Source organism: Sphingopyxis sp., from assembly GCF_035998905.1.
Taxonomy (GTDB): Bacteria; Pseudomonadota; Alphaproteobacteria; order Sphingomonadales; family Sphingomonadaceae; genus Sphingopyxis.
On the sequence record NZ_DASYHG010000024.1, the window covers coordinates 185472 to 203359 of the forward strand.

A 17888-nucleotide genomic window follows, 5' to 3' on the forward strand; every position below is an offset into this window, starting at 1 on the left:
GTTACTCCGCCATCAGTTTCGCCAGATCGCCCTTCCAGAATTTCGCCCACGTGTGGGTGCTGTGGCCCTTGGTTTCGGGGCTCGCCGGAATCAGGATGAACCTGGTCGTCTTCATGCGCGCCGCAGCTTTTTCGGTGATGCCATAGGCGGGCGGGTTGATAAAATCGTCGGCCGAATTGATCCAGAGCACCGGCACCCTGATCTTTTCGAGATTTGGCCAGGGATTATAGGTTCGCGAACTATCGAGCTGATAAATCGTGTCATTCGCGTCATTGCGGCCATAGGTCCGGGCGAACGCCTCGTCCTTGTATTTCTCCGCAGCCTCGCGCGTCGGATATTGCGCCTGCAGCGCATAGGGGTTGGCGCCCGCGATCATGCTGAGCGAGGCGGCGGTGCGCAGGCCTGCGGCGGGCGGGCTGGTGTAATTGCCGTCCTGCCACAGCGGATCGGCCTTGATCGCGTCGATCGACAGCGTGCGCCACATGCGGTTCTGTCCCGCGATTTCGACCGGCAGGCAGGCGAAGGGCGCGAGCTTTTCGGCGAAATCGGGCCAGGTTTCGCCCCAGACGAAGGCATGCATACAGCCCATCGATGTGCCGAGGATGAGCTTCAGCTTCTTCACGCCGAGCTTTTCGGTGAGCATCCGGTGCTGGGCGCCGACCATGTCGGCGTAGTCGTAGCGCGGGAATTTCATCCGCAGCCCGTCGCTGGGCTTCGACGATCCGCCATGGCCGATATTGTCGGGCAGGATGATGTAATATTTCCGCGTATCGAGCAGCTGGCCGGGGCCGAAGAGTTCGCCGGCAAACTGCGGCTGGAAGAATTGCTTCCCGGTGCCGCCGGTGCCGTGGAGGATCATCACCGCGTTGGTGACTTGGCCCTTGGCGTCGCGTTGCGGTATGCCGAGCGTGGTGTAGTGGATCTTGAGCTCGGGCAGCTTTTCACCGCTCGCGAAGGAGAAATCCTTAAGGATCGCATCGCCTTCGACGGCGCCTTCGACCGTCTGGGCATGAGCAGGGACGGCACTGGTGAGCAGCAGGGCGAGCGGGGCGATCAGGCGACATTTCATTTGTTCAAATCCTGCTGGCCGGTGGGGCGCGAATTACCCGGACTGAAAAGCCGTATAACGGCTGGCAGCGAACGGCGGCGTGGCAACATGAGCATACCAATCGTCTCTAAAACCCGGAAGCGTCCCTAATTCTGCGATGGCATCGTCCCAAACGGACATCTCTTCGTGGAGGGTCCATATCTGCCCGCGAGACGTGAGTTCACAGCAGACCAGATCGGCCATCAACTCGTCGCGCTTGAAAAATGTGACTCGTTCGATGGATTCCAAGCCAGTCGGCAGAACACTGCCTGTCATTGCCCGTAGCCCGGCGTACCGGCGAGCTTCACCGCCTCGCGCGCCGCGGCGAAGAGCGCGCCGGCCTTCGCTTCGCACTCGCGCTGTTCATAGGCGGGGTCGCTGTCGGCGACGATGCCGGCGCCGGCCTGGACATGCATTTCGCCGTCCTTGACGATCGCGGTGCGCAGCACGATGCAGCTGTCCATATTGCCGTCGGGCGCGAAATAGCCGACGCCGCCGGCATAGGGCCCGCGCGCATCGGCTTCGAGCTCGGCGATGATCTGGCACGCGCGCACCTTGGGCGCGCCGCTGACAGTCCCCGCCGGGAAGCCCGCGAACAGCGCGTCGATCGCGTCCTTGCCGGGGGCGATACGGCCGATGACGTTCGAGACGATGTGCATGACGTGGCTGTAGAATTCGACGGTATAGCTGTCGGTCACGGTGACGCTTCCCCCGACCGCCGCGCGGCCGACGTCGTTGCGGCCGAGGTCGAGCAGCATCAGATGCTCGGCGCGTTCCTTGGGGTCGGCGAGCAGGCTTTCGCGGTTCTCGGCATCCTCGGCGCTCGTGCGTCCACGTGGGCGGGTACCGGCGATGGGCCTGATCGTGATCTCTTCATCGCGGACTCGGACGAGAATCTCGGGCGATGAGCCGATTAGCGCGAAGCCGGGCAGGTCGAGGAAATAGAGGAAAGGCGAGGGGTTGATCCGCCGGAGCGCGCGGTAGAGGTCGAAGGGCGGCAGGTCGAACGGCGTCGAGAAACGCTGCGACAGCACGACCTGGAAGATGTCGCCCGCAGCGATATAATCCTTCGCAGCCGCGACCATCGCGGCAAAATCCGCGGGCGAGGTGGCGGCGTTTGCGACGATATCACCGGGTAGCGCGTCGGTCAGGGCACGATCGGAATGCGCGCTGACGCTCGACAGGCGCGCGGCGATATCGTCGAGCCGTTCCTGCGCGGCATCGATCATGCGGTCGATCGGCGCTTTAGCGTCGGGCCAGATCGGCGCGATCAGGAACAGTTCGTCGGCGAGGCGGTCGAAGACGAGGATCGTCGTCGGACGCACGAACACCATGTCGGGCAGGCCGAGCCCGGCGCCGGGCGCGCGCGGGATGCGCTCGACGAGGCCGATCGTTTCATAGGCGAAAAAACCGACGAGCGTCGCAAGTGCCTTGGGCAGTCCCTCGGGCACGTCGAAGCGGCATTCGGCGACGAGGTCGCGCAGCGCCTGGAGCGCCGGGGTTTCAAGCCGCTGGAACGCCTCGCGGTCGCGGCGCCAGTCGCGGTTGATCCGCGCCGCGTCGCCTATGACCTCGAACATCAGGTCGGGGTCGAGGCCAATCAGGCTGTAGCGGCCGCGCGTTTCGCCGCTTTCGACCGATTCGAGCACCCAGTCGCCGCGGCCCGGCTCGATCAGCTTGAGCGCCGCCGACACCGGGGTTTCGACATCGGCGATCAGCCGCTGCCAGACGACCGCGCCGCGGCCCTGCGCCAGCGCCTCGAGCGCGGCGGCCCTGCCTTCGAGGCTCACCCTTATTCGGCGACCGGCGCGTTGCCGGTCAGTTCGGCGCGCAGCTGGTCGACGAGCTTCTTGTTGATCGTGACGCCGGCGCGGCGCTTTGCTTCGGCGGCGAGCTGCTCGATCAGTTCATTGCCGAAGGCGGGCGCGAGTGGCTGCGCGATCGCGGCGACACGCGCGGGCTCGATCGATTTCGGATCGGGGCGCTGGACATCGTCGAGCGCGATCACCATCCAGCCGCGGTTACCGGGGATTTCGAGCGTCTTGACGCTGTCCTTCGCCATCGAGAAGAGCAGTGCGAGTTCGGGCGGAACGGGTTTGCCGCCCGCGCCGAGTTCGGCGCGGCGGCCGCCGATGGTCTGGACATTGCCGATATTCGGGCCGGCGGCAGCGACGGCCTCGTTGAGGCTCTTGCCGCCTTCGACCGACTTGACGATCGCGCGCGCCTTGTCGCGTGCGACCTTCTGGCCCTCGGCAAAGCGCCATTCGCCGAGCAGCGCGGGGCGGATCTGCGCGAAGGGTGGAGGCGCGGCGGCGACGATCGATTTCACCGCATAGACGGCGAATTTCTCATTCTCGACGAGCGTCGCGATATGGCCTTCGCCTTCGCCCGCCGCCTGGAACGCCTGCGCTACGAGCGGCGCGAGTTCGGGGGCGAGCGCATAGTCGGGCTGCGAGGGTACGCGGCCGCTGGGGAGCAGGGCCGGGGTTTCGACGAGCTGGAGCTTGCGGTCGGTGGCGATTTCCTCGATCGACGCGCCGCCGTTCACGGCGTCCTGAAGCTTGTTGTAATAGTCGACAATCGCCTCGTTCGCCTTGTTCTTGGCAAGTTCGGTGCGGATCTCGGCACTGGCGTCGGCAAGGCTCCGCGCGGGACGGGCGGTGACATTCTCGACACGCGCGACTGTCCAGCCAAGCCCTGTCTGCGTCGGGCCGACCAGGTCGCCCTGTTTCGCCGCGAAGGCGGTCTTGGCGGCGGCGGCGGTCGATGTCGCCGCATAGGCCGACTGGGTGAGGTCGCCAGTGGTCGAGGCCGAGAGGCCCGCGGCATGCGCGGCGGCGGCGAGCGAGGTTCCGCCGCGTACCTTTGCGGCCAGCGCCGTTGCGGCAGCCTGGTCGGGCACGATCACCTGCGCGAAGCGGCGCGTCTCGCTCGCCGCATATTGCGGGGCATTGTCCTTATAGACCTTGGCGATTTCGGCGTCGGTCACCGCGGGGACGGGGACCGCGGTCCGGTCGAACACCGCATATTGGATCGCGCGGCGTTCGGGCACGGTGAACTTGGCCTTGTTCTGCGACAGGAAGGTCTGCAGCGCCGCATCGCCGGGGTCGGCGGTCGGGGCGAAGGGGCTGGCGGGGATGAAGGTCGCCTGACCGCGGCGCTGCTCCATCAGCAGCGCGGCATAAGGCTGCGCCATGCCCGGCGCGATGCGCGGCATCGTCGCGATCGGCGCGGCAAGCTGTTCGATCAGCAATTGCTGGCGCAGGTCGCGGCGAAGCTGGGTTTCGGTCAGTCCGTTCTGGCGGAGGAAATTTTCGAACACCTTCTGGTCGAACTTGCCCGACACGCCGGCAAAGGCGGGAAGGTCGGCGATGCGCCCATCGATCAGCCGCTTGCTGACGCCAAAACCCATCTTTGTCGCATATTGGTCGAAGGCGAGCCCCTCGACGAGCTGATCGAGCACCTGGTCGAGGCCGCCCGATTCGACGAAGGCCGCCATCGTCAGGCCGGGCTGCTGCTGCCGCGCCTGGTTGTACGCCTGCCGGGCGCGATCGCGCAGTTCGCCGACGCCGATCTCTTCACTACCGACCTTCGCGACATTCGCACCGCCAAGCCCGCCGAAGCTCGAATTGCCGGTCACGTCGCCAAGCGCAAAGGCGACGCCGACGAGCGCGACGAAAGCGAGGGCGAGGAACTTGCCGATCGTTGAGGAGAACATGGCGCGGATAGCGGTAATCATGAAAGGTACATTCTTTCCGGCAGGGCGCGGGTGCGCGCGATTGCGCGTTGCTTTAGAGGCGCCGCGACGTGTCATCAAGGCGGGAAAGGGCGTTTTCGAATGGTGCGACGCGGCTTGCGCATCGCACCCGCCCGCCGCTAGGGCATGGGCATCGTAAGAATAGCGGGAGGTACGGGGTAATGGCGCGGCGCAAATATGTAGTCGGCAACTGGAAAATGAACGGGATGTCGGACGCGATCGGCGAGGCGCAGGCCATCTTTTCCGCCGCTGACGGGCATGGAGCGGTCGACGTCGCAATCTGTCCGCCCTTCACGTTGATCGGCGCAATGGTCGCAGCGGTTCCGGGGAAGGCCGTCGGCGGACAGGATTGCCACAGTGCGGTTTCGGGCGCCTTCACCGGGTCGGTCGCGGCGCCGATGCTCGCCGATATCGGCGCGAGCGTCGTGATCGTCGGGCACAGTGAACGACGCGAAGGGTTTAGCGAAAGCGATGCCGAGGTGCGCGCCAAGGCCGAGGCGGGACTGTCCGCCGACCTGTCGGTCATCCTGTGCGTCGGCGAACCGCGAGAAGTGCGCGAATCGGGCGGGGCGATCGATTATGTGCTGGCGCAGGTCGCCGGATCGGTACCCGACGAGTTCGATCCGCAGCAGCTTGCCATCGCCTATGAGCCGATCTGGGCGATCGGCACCGGCCTCGTCCCGACCGTCGCAGATGTCGCGGCGATGCACGGTGCGATCCGCGGCGCGCTCGCAGCGCGCTTCGATGGCGCGGCAGAGGAGATGCGCATATTGTACGGCGGCTCGGTCAACGGCGAGAACGCCGCCGAACTGCTCGATGCGGGCGACGTCGACGGCGCGCTTGTCGGTGGTGCAAGCCTGACCGCGGCGAAATTCGTGCCCATCGTCGCGGCAGCGGCAGCGCTGGGGTAGTATAGCCGTCGCCCGGGCGGCGACGTATGGGTTGAAGCGAAGCGCCTTCGTCTCTATGTGCGCCGCGGGCGCGGTCCGTGTGAGGCCGTGCAAGTTCGGGAAAATATGATGTCCAGCCTCTTCACCTTCATACTCGTCCTGCAGGCGCTCGTCGCCGCGGTGATGATCGGCGTCATTTTGATGCAGAAGTCGGAAGGTGGCGGCCTGGGCGTCGGCGGCAGCCCCGCGGGCCTGCTGTCGGCGCGTGGCGCGGCGGATTTCATGACCCGCGCGACGACGATCCTCGCGACGGCTTTCGTTGCGCTCTCGATCGTACTCGCGGCGATGGCTTCGGTTGGCCGTAGCGGTTCGACCATCGACACCTCGCTGTCGAAAACGGCGCAGACCAGCGGCGCGGCTCCGGCATCGTCGCTGACCGGACCGGCACAGCCTGCGGCCCAAGGTGGTCAGGCCGGCGCGCCCGCTGGTGCGGCTCCCGCACCGACGAGCGACGATCCGCTGGCAGCCGCCGCTGCTGCGGCCGCGAACCAGGAAGCCGCTCCGGCTCCCGCGCAGGCGCCGCCCGCCAAGAAATAACCGGCGGCTTCGGCCTCCAACATAACCCCGCCCGGCGGAAATATTTTCCGCCGGATGCGATTCGACGGCTTGCGCCGTCCCCCTCCTGTTGAGTAAGTCTTTCCTCCCATGGCGCGGTTCATTTTTATCACCGGCGGCGTGGTCTCCTCCCTTGGCAAAGGTTTGATGGCGGCTAGCCTCGCGGCTCTGTTGCAAGCGCGGGGCTATCGCGTTCGCATCCGGAAGTTCGATCCCTATCTGAACGTCGATCCGGGCACGATGTCGCCCTATCAGCACGGCGAGGTCTATGTGACCGACGACGGGGCGGAGACCGACCTCGATCTTGGCCATTATGAACGCTTTACCGGCGTTGCGGCGCGGCAGAGCGACAATGTCACTTCGGGCCGCATCTATCAGGGCATCATCGCCAAGGAACGCCGCGGCGACTATCTGGGCGCGACGGTGCAGGTCGTCCCGCACGTCACCGACGCGATCAAGGAATTCGCGCGCGCCGAAACCGACGACCTCGACTTCGTGCTGTGCGAAATCGGCGGCACCGTTGGCGACATCGAATCGCTGCCCTTCATCGAAGCTATCCGCCAGCTCAAGAATGAAGAGGGGCGCGAGAACGCGATCTCGGTCCATGTCACGCTGGTGCCGTATATCGCGGCCGCGGGCGAACTGAAGACCAAGCCGACGCAGCACAGCGTGCGCGAACTCGCCTCGCTCGGCGTCCAGCCCGACATTCTCCTCTGCCGCTGCGAAAAGCCGCTGCCCGATAGCGAGCGCGCCAAGATCGCACTCTTCTGCAACGTCCGCAAGGAAGCGGTAATCCCCGCGCTCGACGCCGACAGCATCTATTCGGTTCCCGTCCAATATCATGGCGAAGGGCTCGACAGCGAGGTCCTGCGTGCGTTCGGCATCCACGACGCGCCCGCGCCCGACCTGTCGCGCTGGTACGACATCATGGACCGCAAGCAGCATCCCGAAGGTGAGGTCACGATCGGCGTGGTCGGCAAATATGTGTCACTGCCCGACGCCTATAAATCGCTCAACGAAGCGCTCGTCCACGGCGGCATGGCGCACCGGGTCAAGGTCAATATCCGCTGGCTAGACGCCGAGATGTTCGAGCGCGACGAGGAACTCGCCGCCAATCTCGAACCGATGCACGGGATTCTCGTCCCCGGCGGGTTTGGCGAGCGCGGGTCCGAAGGCAAGATTTCGAGCGTGCGCTTTGCGCGCGAGCGGGGCGTGCCCTTCTTCGGCATCTGCCTCGGCATGCAGATGGCGTGCATTGAGGCGGCGCGGAACACGAGCGGGATCGCCGACGCATCGAGCACCGAATTCGGTCCGACCGACGAACCGGTCGTCGGCATGATCACCGAATGGATGAGCGACGAAGGCCTGCAAAAGCGCGGCGCGGACACCGACCTTGGCGGCACGATGCGGCTTGGCGCCTATGAGGCGAAGCTGTCGCCGAACAGCCATGTTGCGAGCGTCTATGGCGCAAACGAGATCAGCGAGCGCCACCGCCATCGTTACGAGGTCAACGGCGCCTATCGCGAAAGCCTCGAGAAGGGCGGTCTGGTCTTTTCGGGCATGTCGCCCGACGGCATGTTACCGGAAATCGTTGAGCGTCCGGACCATCCGTGGTTTATCGGGGTGCAATTCCATCCCGAGCTCAAGTCGAAGCCGTTCGACCCGCATCCGCTGTTTGCTGGGTTTATCGAAGCGGCGGTGAAGCAGAGCCGGCTGGTTTAACGGTTCGAAAAAGGGGTACAGGGGCATGGATCACGCGAAACTCGCCGAGTTGCAGGGCCCCGACAGCATCTTTTCCGGACTTTCGGTCGAAGATTGGGCCGAAATCGCCAGCCGCGCGGTGCAGGTCAATTTCGTCAAGGGCAAGGAACTGCTCGTCCAGGGCGACCCGGGCGACATGATGCTGATCCTGACCGAAGGCACGGCGCGCGTTTCCATGCTGACCTCGGGCGGGCGCGAGATCGTGCTCGCCTATGCCGAACCCGGCGCGATATTGGGCGAGATCGCGCTGCTCGACGGCGGCGAACGCACCGCATCGGTCACCGCGACGAGCGCGGGCAGCGCGTTGCAGCTTGGCCGCAATGCGCTCAAGGATTTCGCCGCGAGCCATCCAGAATTCGCCTGGTCGCTGATGCAGCAGCTCGCACGGCGGCTGCGCACCGCCGACCAGACGATCGAGAGCGACCGCGCCTACGCGTCGGGACCGCGGCTTGCGCGTTATCTGAAACGCTTGATTCGCAAGGATGTCGAGGCGTCGCAGCGGGTTGAACTGAGTCAGACCGAACTCGGCAATTTTGCGGGGATGAGCCGCGAGCATATCAACCGCCAGCTCAAGAGCTGGGAAGAATCGGGTGTGATTTCGCTCGAACAGGGCCGCGTGCGCGTGCTCGATGCCGATATGCTGGAAGATATCAGCGAAAGCGAGGGATAAACAGGGCGGCTCTTCGCACCGGAATCACAACGCCCGGGCCTCGCTTTGCGAAACCCGGGCGCCTGTGACGAACACTCGCCATCCCCCTTTGTTGCAGACCTGGCGAAAGGTCTGCACTCCCTGGAGCCGGGCCTTTGGGCCGCGTTGAACCAGAAACGCTGGGGTAGGTCGGCGGGGGGGCTTTGTCACCCTCTCACGGGCACTTGGCCCCGCTTTTGCCGACCGCTGTGACCTATGGGCAACATATTTTGCGAATCATTCGCAGAACTGGCACGATGCGGGCGGCCATTGCCAGCGGCGCCGGGCCTGCTTAAAGCGGCGATATGCGTGTCATTACCCATACGCCGCAACGGCTGCTCGCCTTATGATCCTGCGTCCGTACGAACGCACCATCTTCAAACGCTATATGCTTCCGCAGCGCGGCGAAGGGTTCATCTTCGTCGCCGCGGCGTTCAGCTTTACGGCGGTGATGCTCGGCGTTGCGGCGCTCATAATCGTGATGAGCGTGATGAATGGCGTGCGCAGCGACCTGTTCGACAAGATCGTCGGCCTGAACGGCCACGCGGTGGTGCAGGGCTTTGGCGGGCGGCTCGACGACTGGCAGGATGTGCTGAAACAGGCGAAGGCGACGCCGGGCGTGGTTTCGGCGACGCCGCTGATCGAACAGCCGTTACTCGGTACCTTCAACGGGCGCGTCGAGGGCATATTGGTGCGCGGCATGCTGGTGTCCGACATTCGCAAGAACGAGACGCTGAACGGCAAGGTTTTGCAGGGCAGCCTTAATACGCTGACCCCCGGATCGGGCAATGTCGCGATCGGCAGCGAACTCGCGCGCAATCTCGGCGCGACGGTGGGATCGAACCTGACGATTATCAACCCGGCGGGGCGATCGACGCCTTTCGGCACCGTCCCGCGCGAGATCAGCTACCGCATTTCGGCGATTTTCGAGATCGGCGTCTATGATTTCGACAAGGCCTATGTCGTCATGCCGATGGAGGATGCGCAGCTGCTCCTGCTCACCGGCGACCAGGTCGGGATGATCGAGATCAAGACCACCGACCCCGACAAGGTCGGCGAAATATTGCGGCCGCTCGGCGAAAAGGTCGCTGCGCAGGCCGTGATATCCGACTGGCGGTCGATGAATGCGAGCCTGTTCGAGGCGCTGTCGGTCGAGCGCGTCGCAATGTTCGTGATCCTGTCGCTCATCATCCTCGTCGCCTCGTTCAATATTATCTCGTCGTTGATCATGCTGGTGCGCGCGAAGACGCGCGACATGGCGATCTTGCGGACGATGGGCGCGCCGCGCGATTCGGTGATGCGTATCTTCATGGCGATCGGCCTGTCGATCGGCATCGCGGGAACCGTCGTCGGCATGATCTTCGGCTTCAGTCTCCTCTATTTCCGCGCTGGCGTGCTGCGCGGGGTCGAGTTCCTGACCGGCCAGCCGCTCTGGGATCCCTCGATCCGCTTCCTGACCGAATTGCCGTCGAAGCCCGACCCGGTCGAAATCACCGTCATCGCGCTGATGGCGGTCGTTTTCAGTTTCCTCGCGACGCTCTATCCGGCGTTCAAGGCCGCGAATACCGACCCCGTGCAGGTGCTGCGTTATGAGTGACATCATCCTTGAACTGAAGGCGCTCAAGCGCAGCTTCACGCAAGGCGAGGTCACGATCGACGTGCTGCGCGGCGTCGATGCGCATCTGGAGCGCGGCGAGATCGTTGCGCTGCTCGGCCCGTCGGGGTCGGGCAAGTCGACGATGCTTCAGGCGGTGGGCCTGCTCGAAGGCGGCTTCGATGGGAGGATCAGCATCGATGGCCATGACGTCACGCGATATGATCAGGGCGAGCGGACCAAGACGCGGCGCGAGAAGATCGGATTCGTCTATCAGTTCCACCATTTGCTGCCCGATTTCAACGCGATCGAGAATGTCGTTCTGCCGCAGCTGATCCGCGGGGCGGCACAGGCGGAGGCCGAAGAGCGCGCCGCCGACTTGCTCGGACGGCTCGGGCTAGGCGAGCGGCTGCACCACAAGCCGAGCAAGCTGTCGGGCGGTGAGCAGCAGCGCGTTGCGGTCGCGCGCGCGCTGGCGAACCGGCCCTTGCTCGTGCTCGCCGACGAGCCGACAGGCAATCTCGACGAGGCGACCGCCGACCGGGTGTTCGACCAGTTTGTGAAGCTCGTGCGCGATCATGGTTCGGCGGCGCTCGTCGCGACGCACAACGAGCGGCTCGCCGCGCGGATGGACCGCGTGCTGCGCTTGCACGACGGGCGGATAGAGGCGTAGGTTCGCGCCGGCAGGAGGGGACGGAATATGGCGCTTTATGATCTTTCGGCGAAGCTGCCCGGCGGCGGCACGCAGTCGCTGGCTGACTATCGCGGCAAGGTGCTGCTGATCGTCAACACCGCCTCGAAATGCGGCTTCACCCCGCAATATGAGGGGCTGGAAGAGCTCTATCGCGATTACAAGGATCGCGGGTTCGAGATACTCGCCTTTCCGTGCAACCAGTTCGGCGCGCAGGAGCCGGGCGACGCCGAGGAAATCAAGAATTTCTGCTCGCTGACCTATGATGTATCCTTCCCACTGATGGCAAAGATCGACGTCAACGGCGACGATGCCGACCCGATCTTCAAGCATCTGAAGAAGGAAAAGACCGGGCTGCTCGGTAGCGGGATCAAGTGGAATTTCACCAAGTTCCTCGTCGACCGCAATGGCAAGACCGTGTCGCGCCACGCGCCGACAACCAAGCCCGAGCAATTGCGCAAAGAGATCGAGGATCTGCTGGGTTAAGCCTTGGCAGAATCAGTGCTGTCACTGTAGCGTCATTCGATGGCCTACAGCCCCTTTGTCCCCCTTCGCGTCTTTTCCAGCTTTACCATGCTGGAGGGGGCGATCGAGCCCAAGGCGATTGCGAAGGCGGCGCGCGACCGCGGTTTTCCAGCGATTGCGATCTGCGACCGCAACGGGCTCTATGGCGCGATGGCTTTTGGCGACGCGTGCAAGGCAGCGGGCGTGCAGCCGATTGTCGGCGCGCTGCTCAGCGTGGCGCGCCCCGGCCAGCGGCTGGCAAATGGCGCGCCGCTGATCGACTGGCTCGCGCTCTACGCGCAGGACGATATAGGCTATAACAATCTTTGCGCGCTCGTGTCGGCGGCGCATCTCGGGCGTCCGGTCGAACAGGAACCGCATGTTTTGCTCTCCGACCTTGCAGGCAAGACCGACGGGCTGATCTGCCTGACCGGCGGCGGCGAGGGCGCGCTGGCGCGCCTGCTCGCGGGCGAACAGGCGACAGCGGCGAATGATTATGTCGAGCAGCTCGAGGCGCTGTTCGCGGACCGTCTTTATATCGAACTGTCGCGGCGCGGCGACGCAGCGGAGACGGCAGCCGAAAAGGCACTGGTGGACCTTGCCTATGCGCGCGCGCTGCCGATCGTCGCGACCAACCCTGCGAGCTTCGTCGAACCACAGTTCCATCCCGCGCACGATGCCATGCTGTGCATCGCACAATCGGCCTATGTCGAAAGCGAAGATCGGCGGGTCAGCTGTCCGGAAGCGTGGCTGAAGCCCGCCGAGGCGATGGAGGACGCGTTCTCCGACCTGCCCGAGGCGATCCGCAACAGTCTGGTTGTTGCGCAGCGCTGCGCGTTCATGGCGCCGAAGCGTGCGCCGATCCTGCCGAGCCTTGCCGGCGACCGCGAGGGTGAGGCGGCGCAGCTCAAGGCCGACGCGCACGCGGGGCTCGCCGCGCGGCTTGCGCATTATCCAGACCTTTCGGACGAAGAACGCCGGACCTATGTCGATCGCCTCGATTTCGAGGTCGGGGTGATCGTCCAGATGGGCTTCCCTGGTTACTTCCTGATCGTTGCCGACTTCATAAAATGGGCGAAGACGCACGACATTCCGGTGGGTCCGGGGCGTGGTTCGGGCGCGGGCAGCGTCGTCGCCTGGGCGCTGACGATCACCGACCTCGACCCGCTCAAGCTTGGCCTGCTGTTCGAACGCTTCCTCAATCCCGAACGCGTGTCGATGCCCGACTTCGACATCGACTTCTGCGAAACGCGGCGCGGCGAAGTGATCCGCTATGTGCAGGAGAAATACGGCCGCGACACCGTCGCGCAGATCATCACCTTCGGTAAGCTCAAGGCGCGCGCGGTGCTCAAGGACACCGGCCGCGTACTTCAGATGAGCTATGGCCAGGTCGACCGGCTCGCAAAGCTGGTGCCCAACCATCCGACGGACCCATGGACGCTCGACCGCGCGCTGAACGGCGTGTCCGAGCTGATGACCGAATATAAGCAGGATGACGGCGTCCGCCGCCTGTTCGACATGGCCAAGCAGCTCGAAGGCCTGCCGCGCCACAGCTCGACGCACGCCGCGGGCGTCGTCATCGGCGACCGTCCGCTCGACCAGCTCGTCCCGCTCTATCGCGATCCGCGCTCCGACATGCCCGTGACGCAGTTCGACATGAAATATGTCGAAAGCGCGGGCCTCGTGAAATTCGACTTTCTCGGACTCAAGACGCTGTCGGTGCTCAAGGAAGCACGGCGATTGCTCGCGCTCCGCGGCGTCGACGTCGATCTCGACGCGCTCGCTTGGGACGATGCCGCGGTCTACGAACTGCTCCAGCGCGGCGAGACGGTTGGGGTGTTCCAGCTCGAATCCGAAGGGATGCGGCGCACGCTGTCGGCGGTGAAGCCGACCAATTTCGGCGACATCATCGCGCTCGTCGCGCTCTATCGCCCGGGTCCGATGGACAATATTCCGTTGTTCGGCGCGCGCAAGAACGGGCGCGAGAAGATCGCCTATCCGCACCCTTTGCTCGAAGGCATCCTTGCCGAAACCTATGGCATCTTCGTCTATCAGGAACAGGTGATGCAGGCGGCGCAGATCCTCGCCGGCTACAGCCTTGGCGGTGCCGACCTCTTGCGCCGCGCGATGGGCAAGAAGGTGCAGGCAGAGATGGACGCGCAGCGCGACACCTTCGTCAAGGGGTGCGGCGAGCATAACAATATCGACGCGAAGGCCGCGAACGAACTGTTCGACTTGATCGACAAGTTCGCAGGCTATGGCTTCAACAAGAGCCATGCGGCGGCTTACGCGCTGCTGTCGTACCAGACAGCGTGGCTGAAGGCGCATTATCCGCACGAATTTTTCGCCGCGTCGATGTCGTTCGACAGCCACCAGACCGACAAATTGTCGATCTTCATCGATGATATGCGGCGGCTCGACGTCGCAGTCGCGCCGCCATCGATCAACGACAGCGAGGCCGATTTTTCGGTCGGACGGAGCGACGAGGGGCTCGCGGTGCGCTATGCGCTCGGCGCGCTCAAGGGCGTCGGTGAAAAGGCGATGGAAGCGCTTGTCGCCGAACGGCATGTGAAGGGCGATTTCGCCTCGCTCGACGATTTCGCGAGCCGCATCGACCCGAAATTGCTCAACCGGCGCCAGATCGAGGCCTTGGCCGGGGCGGGGGCGTTCGATTGCGTCGAACCCGACCGGCCGCGCGCCTTCGCGGGCGCCGAAAGCCTGCTTGCCTGCGCGAACAGTTCGGCGCACGAGCGCTCGACGGGGCAGGGCGGCCTGTTCGGCGGCGACATCGCGATCGCACCGGCGCTGCAATTGCCCGCGGCCGAGCCGTGGACGCTCGCCGAGCGCATGACGCGCGAGAAGGACGCCTTCGGTTTCTATTATTCGTCGCACCCCGTCGAACAGTTTGAGGCGATCATCTCGGCGCGCGGTGCCCGCACTTATGGCGACATCTGCGACAATGTCGAAATGACGCCGGGAACGCGGATCCCGATGGTGATGGCTGCGATGGTCGAAAGCGCGCGCCCGCGCGTGTCGCAGCGCGGCAATCGCTTCCTGAACCTGACGCTGTCGGATCGCAGCGGGCAGTTCCAGTCGAGTTGCTTCGACGAGATCGCCGGAAAGACGCTAGAGACGCTGGCGAGCGACGGCGGCTGCGCGATGCTGTCGGTCGAGCTGGACCTTCTCGAAGGCGAAGAAACGCCGCGCGTGACGGTACGCGGGGCGCAGTCGCTCGCCGATATCGCCGCGACCGCGGCACTTCAACTGACGTGCCGGGTCGAGCTTCCCGAAGCGATCGACGAGATTGCACGGCTGCTCGAAAAACGCGACGACGCGCGCGGAAAGGTCGTGATCGCGACGCGCGATCCGCTGACCGATGAGGATATCCGCATCGAACTGGGCCGCAACTTCGCGCTGGGACCGGACACGGTTTCGCGCCTCGACATGGTTGCCGGTGTTGCCGAAACCGCTCTTTCGCTGGTCGCGCCGCGCGAGTTCCGCGTTCGCTGAACCCTTCACCCCTTGCATAGCGGGCATTCCCGGCCCTATCCCCGAACGGCAACGATATAAATTCGAGGATGCCGTATCATGGGAATGCAGGGCCAACCGCTGCTCGTCACCAGTCTGATCGATCACGCCGCGCGCGAACATGCGACGCGCGAGATCGTCTCGCGCTGGGCCGACGGCAGCATGACGCGGACGACTTGGGGTGAGGTCGGCGCGGATGCACGCCGTTTTGCCGCCGCGATGACGAAGCTGGGCATCCAGAGGGGCGACCGCATCGCGACGCTCGCGATGAACCATGGCCATCATCTCGTCAGCTGGTACGGCAGCGCGGGCATGGGCGGGGTGCTCCACACGGTAAACCCGCGGCTGTTCGACGAACAGCTCGTCTACATCATCAACCATGCCGAAGACCGCGTGCTGCTGTTCGACGCGATGTTCCTCCCGATCGTCGAGCGGCTGCGGGATCAGTTGCCGACGGTCGAGCATTTCGTCCTGTTCGATGCGCCGGCGCGCGACGGCTATTCGTCGTACCGCGACCTGATCGACGCCGAGGATGGCAGCTTTCAATGGGTCGAACTCGACGAGCGCGATCCGGTGGGGCTTTGCTACACCAGCGGCACGACGGGCAATCCGAAGGGCGTGCTTTACGAGCATCGCTCGAACGTCATCCACGCGATCACCGAGATTCAGCCCGACGTTTTCGGCCTCGCGAACCGCAGCGTCATCCTGCCGATCGTGCCGATGTTCCACGCCAACAGCTGGGGCGTTCCCTTTGCCGCCGCGACGGTTGGCGCCAAGCTGGTGTTCTCGGCGACCAATGACGCGCAGGTCCTGTGCGACCTGATGCACAACGAGGGCGTGACGCACAGCGCGGGCGTGCCGACGGTGTGGATCGCGATGTTCGCACATATGGACGCGACGGGCATCGGCTATGGCAAGCTCGAGCGCGTGATCATCGGCGGCTCGGCGGCGCCGCGTGCGATGATCGAGCGCTTCATGCGCGCGGGGATCGCGGTCGGCCATGCGTGGGGGATGACCGAAACCAGCCCGATCGGGACGATGGGCAAGCGCCCGTGGAACTGGGACGAGCTGAGCTTCGACGAACAGGTCGACATCGTGTGCCGTCAGGGCTCCCCGCCGTTCGGCGTCGAGCTGCGCATCGTCGACGACGAAGACAACGAGCTGCCGCGCGACGGCGTGACGAGCGGGCGATTGCAGTGCCGCGGGCCGTGGATCATCCAGCGCTATTTCAAGGCCGATGCCGATGCAGCCGATGCCGACGGCTGGTTCGATACCGGCGATGTCGCGGTGTTGCACCCCGACGGGGTCATGCAGATCACCGATCGCGCGAAGGATGTGATCAAATCGGGCGGCGAATGGATCAGTTCGATCGAGCTCGAGAATGCCGCCGTCGGCGCGCCGGGGGTGCAGGAAGCCGCAGCGGTCGGCGTCTATCATCCCAAATGGGACGAACGCCCGATCCTGCTGATCGTCAAGAAACCGGGGGCCGAGGCGAGCGAGGCCGCGATCGTCGATTATCTCAAGGACAAGGTCGCGAAATGGTGGCTGCCCGACGAGATCGTCTTCGTGGACGAACTGCCGCATACGGCGACGGGCAAGATTTTGAAGCGCCAGATCCGCGACGATTACAAGGATTACCAGCTGAAGTCGCTGGCGGAGGCCTAGAACAGCTCCATATGGCCGTCGCGTTCGGGCGGGCGGAACAGGTCGCTGCGGATCGGCGGGAAGCTCCGGTCCATGCCATGTTCGCGCGCCGCGCGCTTAACGCGCGTGCGGATGAGCTGCGCCCAGACGCCGTGACCCTTCATGCGTGTAAAGAAGGCGGGGTCGTTGTCGCGGCCGCCGCGGATCTCCTGCACCATGTGCATCACCTTGTCGGCGCGATCGGGGTAGTGCGCGGCAAGCCACGCACGGAACAGCGGCGCGACCTCGAACGGCAAGCGCATCAATATGTACGAAGCACGGATCGCGCCCGCCTCCGCCGCCGCCGCCATGATCGCCTCGACCTCATGATCGGTGATCGCGGGGATGATCGGCGAGATATTGACCTGCGTCGGCACGCCGGCGTCGATGAGCTTGCGGATCGCGGCGAGGCGGCGGCGGGGATGCGGCGCGCGCGGTTCGAGCGTCCGGGCGATGGCGGGGTCGAGCGTTGTCACCGACACCGCGACGCCGACCAGATGGTCGCGCGCCATATCGGCGAGCAGGTCGATGTCGCGCAATATCCGGTCGGACTTGGTCGTGACGATCAGCGGGTGCCGCGTCTCCGCCAGCACCTCGATCACCGACCGCGTGATGCCCCATTCGCGCTCGATCGGCTGGTAGCCGTCGGTGTTGGTCCCGATCGCGAGCGGAGCCGGCGTGTAGCCGCGTTTTGCGAGTTCGGCGCGCAGCAGTCTTGCGGCATCGGGTTTGGCGAACAGCCTGCTTTCGAAATCGAGCCCCGGCGACAGGTCGTGGAAGGCATGCGTCGGGCGAGCGAAGCAATAGATGCAGCCATGCTCGCAGCCGCGATAGGGGTTGATCGAGCGGTCGAAGCTGATGTCGGGCGATTTGTTGCGCGAAATGATCGTCTTCGGATGCTCGACGGTTACCGTCGTGCGCAGCCTTGGCGCCTCGCCGTCGATGTCCTCCGCGGCATCGAGCCAGTCGCCGTCGGCCTCGCGGTCGAGCGAGCCGGTGCGGGTAGGGCGCAGATTGGTCGGTGCGCCGCGGCCCGTTATCGGGGGCAGGGGCTTCGTTGATTCCATCGGCGCAGGATATCGCGCTAACG

General features: G+C 64.9%; 13 protein-coding genes. 9 read left to right on the forward strand and 4 right to left on the reverse strand.

The features are described 5' to 3' along the window. Position 1 precedes the first annotated feature (1 nt). The 3 genes from VGN62_RS13450 to VGN62_RS13460 all read right to left on the reverse strand — a co-directional run bounded on the left by VGN62_RS13450 (position 2) and on the right by VGN62_RS13460 (position 4826). Positions 2-1069: an alpha/beta fold hydrolase gene (locus VGN62_RS13450; RefSeq protein WP_327454660.1), complete on the reverse strand. Its 1068-nt coding sequence runs from the start codon at positions 1067-1069 to the stop codon at positions 2-4. Positions 1070-1359: 290 nt separating this feature from the next. After that, positions 1360-2877: an anthranilate synthase component I gene (gene trpE / locus VGN62_RS13455; RefSeq protein ID WP_327454662.1), complete on the reverse strand. Its 1518-nt coding sequence runs from the start codon at positions 2875-2877 to the stop codon at positions 1360-1362. Positions 2878-2879: 2 nt separating this feature from the next. Beyond that, complete coding sequence (locus VGN62_RS13460) at positions 2880-4826, reverse strand: peptidylprolyl isomerase (RefSeq protein ID WP_327454664.1); 1947 nt, start codon at positions 4824-4826, stop codon at positions 2880-2882. A 179-nt stretch (positions 4827-5005) separates the two neighbouring features. Here VGN62_RS13460 and tpiA point away from each other — a divergent pair, with 179 nt between their 5' ends. The 9 genes from tpiA (at position 5006) to VGN62_RS13505 (ending at position 16780) form a co-directional block, all read left to right on the forward strand. Further along, on the forward strand, positions 5006-5755 hold the full coding sequence (gene tpiA / locus VGN62_RS13465) for a triose-phosphate isomerase (RefSeq protein ID WP_327454666.1): 750 nt from the start codon (positions 5006-5008) through the stop codon (positions 5753-5755). Positions 5756-5860: 105 nt separating this feature from the next. After that, on the forward strand, positions 5861-6331 hold the full coding sequence (gene secG / locus VGN62_RS13470; RefSeq protein ID WP_327454668.1) for a preprotein translocase subunit SecG: 471 nt from the start codon (positions 5861-5863) through the stop codon (positions 6329-6331). 108 nt (positions 6332-6439) lie between these two features. Beyond that, on the forward strand, positions 6440-8071 hold the full coding sequence (locus VGN62_RS13475) for a CTP synthase (RefSeq protein WP_327454670.1): 1632 nt from the start codon (positions 6440-6442) through the stop codon (positions 8069-8071). A 25-nt stretch (positions 8072-8096) separates the two neighbouring features. Then, positions 8097-8780 carry a Crp/Fnr family transcriptional regulator gene (locus VGN62_RS13480; protein ID WP_137888318.1) on the forward strand — a complete coding sequence of 228 codons (684 nt, stop codon included), beginning with the start codon at positions 8097-8099 and terminating at the stop codon, positions 8778-8780. Between the two features lie 364 nt (positions 8781-9144). After that, positions 9145-10395 (forward strand): lipoprotein-releasing ABC transporter permease subunit, encoded by a 1251-nt coding sequence (locus VGN62_RS13485; RefSeq protein WP_327454678.1) that lies wholly within the window; start codon positions 9145-9147, stop codon positions 10393-10395. Continuing rightward, positions 10388-11065 (forward strand): ABC transporter ATP-binding protein, encoded by a 678-nt coding sequence (locus VGN62_RS13490; protein WP_327454681.1) that lies wholly within the window; start codon positions 10388-10390, stop codon positions 11063-11065. Before VGN62_RS13485 ends, VGN62_RS13490 begins: the two co-directional genes overlap by 8 nt. Before the next feature lie 27 nt (positions 11066-11092). Next, positions 11093-11569 carry a glutathione peroxidase gene (locus VGN62_RS13495; protein WP_327454683.1) on the forward strand — a complete coding sequence of 159 codons (477 nt, stop codon included), beginning with the start codon at positions 11093-11095 and terminating at the stop codon, positions 11567-11569. Positions 11570-11608: 39 nt separating this feature from the next. Beyond that, positions 11609-15097 (forward strand): DNA polymerase III subunit alpha, encoded by a 3489-nt coding sequence (gene dnaE / locus VGN62_RS13500; RefSeq protein ID WP_327454685.1) that lies wholly within the window; start codon positions 11609-11611, stop codon positions 15095-15097. A 78-nt stretch (positions 15098-15175) separates the two neighbouring features. Continuing rightward, positions 15176-16780 carry a long-chain fatty acid--CoA ligase gene (locus VGN62_RS13505; RefSeq protein ID WP_327454687.1) on the forward strand — a complete coding sequence of 535 codons (1605 nt, stop codon included), beginning with the start codon at positions 15176-15178 and terminating at the stop codon, positions 16778-16780. On the opposite strand, the gene VGN62_RS13510 is transcribed toward VGN62_RS13505, so the two are convergent. Then, complete coding sequence (locus tag VGN62_RS13510; RefSeq protein ID WP_327454690.1) at positions 16777-17865, reverse strand: PA0069 family radical SAM protein; 1089 nt, start codon at positions 17863-17865, stop codon at positions 16777-16779. The genes VGN62_RS13505 and VGN62_RS13510 overlap by 4 nt on opposite strands. Between the last annotated feature and the right edge of the window lie 23 nt (positions 17866-17888).

What these genes read in the sequence shown, in the direction of transcription:
- VGN62_RS13450 (WP_327454660.1), bottom strand. Translation starts at nt 1,069, where the DNA reads ATGAAATGTCGCCTGATCGCCCCGCTCGCCCTGCTGCTCACCAGTGCC.
- VGN62_RS13460 (WP_327454664.1), bottom strand. Translation starts at nt 4,826, where the DNA reads ATGATTACCGCTATCCGCGCCATGTTCTCCTCAACGATCGGCAAGTTC.
- tpiA (WP_327454666.1), top strand. Translation starts at nt 5,006, where the DNA reads ATGGCGCGGCGCAAATATGTAGTCGGCAACTGGAAAATGAACGGGATG.
- secG (WP_327454668.1), top strand. Translation starts at nt 5,861, where the DNA reads ATGATGTCCAGCCTCTTCACCTTCATACTCGTCCTGCAGGCGCTCGTC.
- VGN62_RS13475 (WP_327454670.1), top strand. Translation starts at nt 6,440, where the DNA reads ATGGCGCGGTTCATTTTTATCACCGGCGGCGTGGTCTCCTCCCTTGGC.
- VGN62_RS13480 (WP_137888318.1), top strand. Translation starts at nt 8,097, where the DNA reads ATGGATCACGCGAAACTCGCCGAGTTGCAGGGCCCCGACAGCATCTTT.
- VGN62_RS13485 (WP_327454678.1), top strand. Translation starts at nt 9,145, where the DNA reads ATGATCCTGCGTCCGTACGAACGCACCATCTTCAAACGCTATATGCTT.
- VGN62_RS13490 (WP_327454681.1), top strand. Translation starts at nt 10,388, where the DNA reads ATGAGTGACATCATCCTTGAACTGAAGGCGCTCAAGCGCAGCTTCACG.
- VGN62_RS13495 (WP_327454683.1), top strand. Translation starts at nt 11,093, where the DNA reads ATGGCGCTTTATGATCTTTCGGCGAAGCTGCCCGGCGGCGGCACGCAG.
- dnaE (WP_327454685.1), top strand. Translation starts at nt 11,609, where the DNA reads ATGGCCTACAGCCCCTTTGTCCCCCTTCGCGTCTTTTCCAGCTTTACC.
- VGN62_RS13505 (WP_327454687.1), top strand. Translation starts at nt 15,176, where the DNA reads ATGGGAATGCAGGGCCAACCGCTGCTCGTCACCAGTCTGATCGATCAC.
- VGN62_RS13510 (WP_327454690.1), bottom strand. Translation starts at nt 17,865, where the DNA reads ATGGAATCAACGAAGCCCCTGCCCCCGATAACGGGCCGCGGCGCACCG.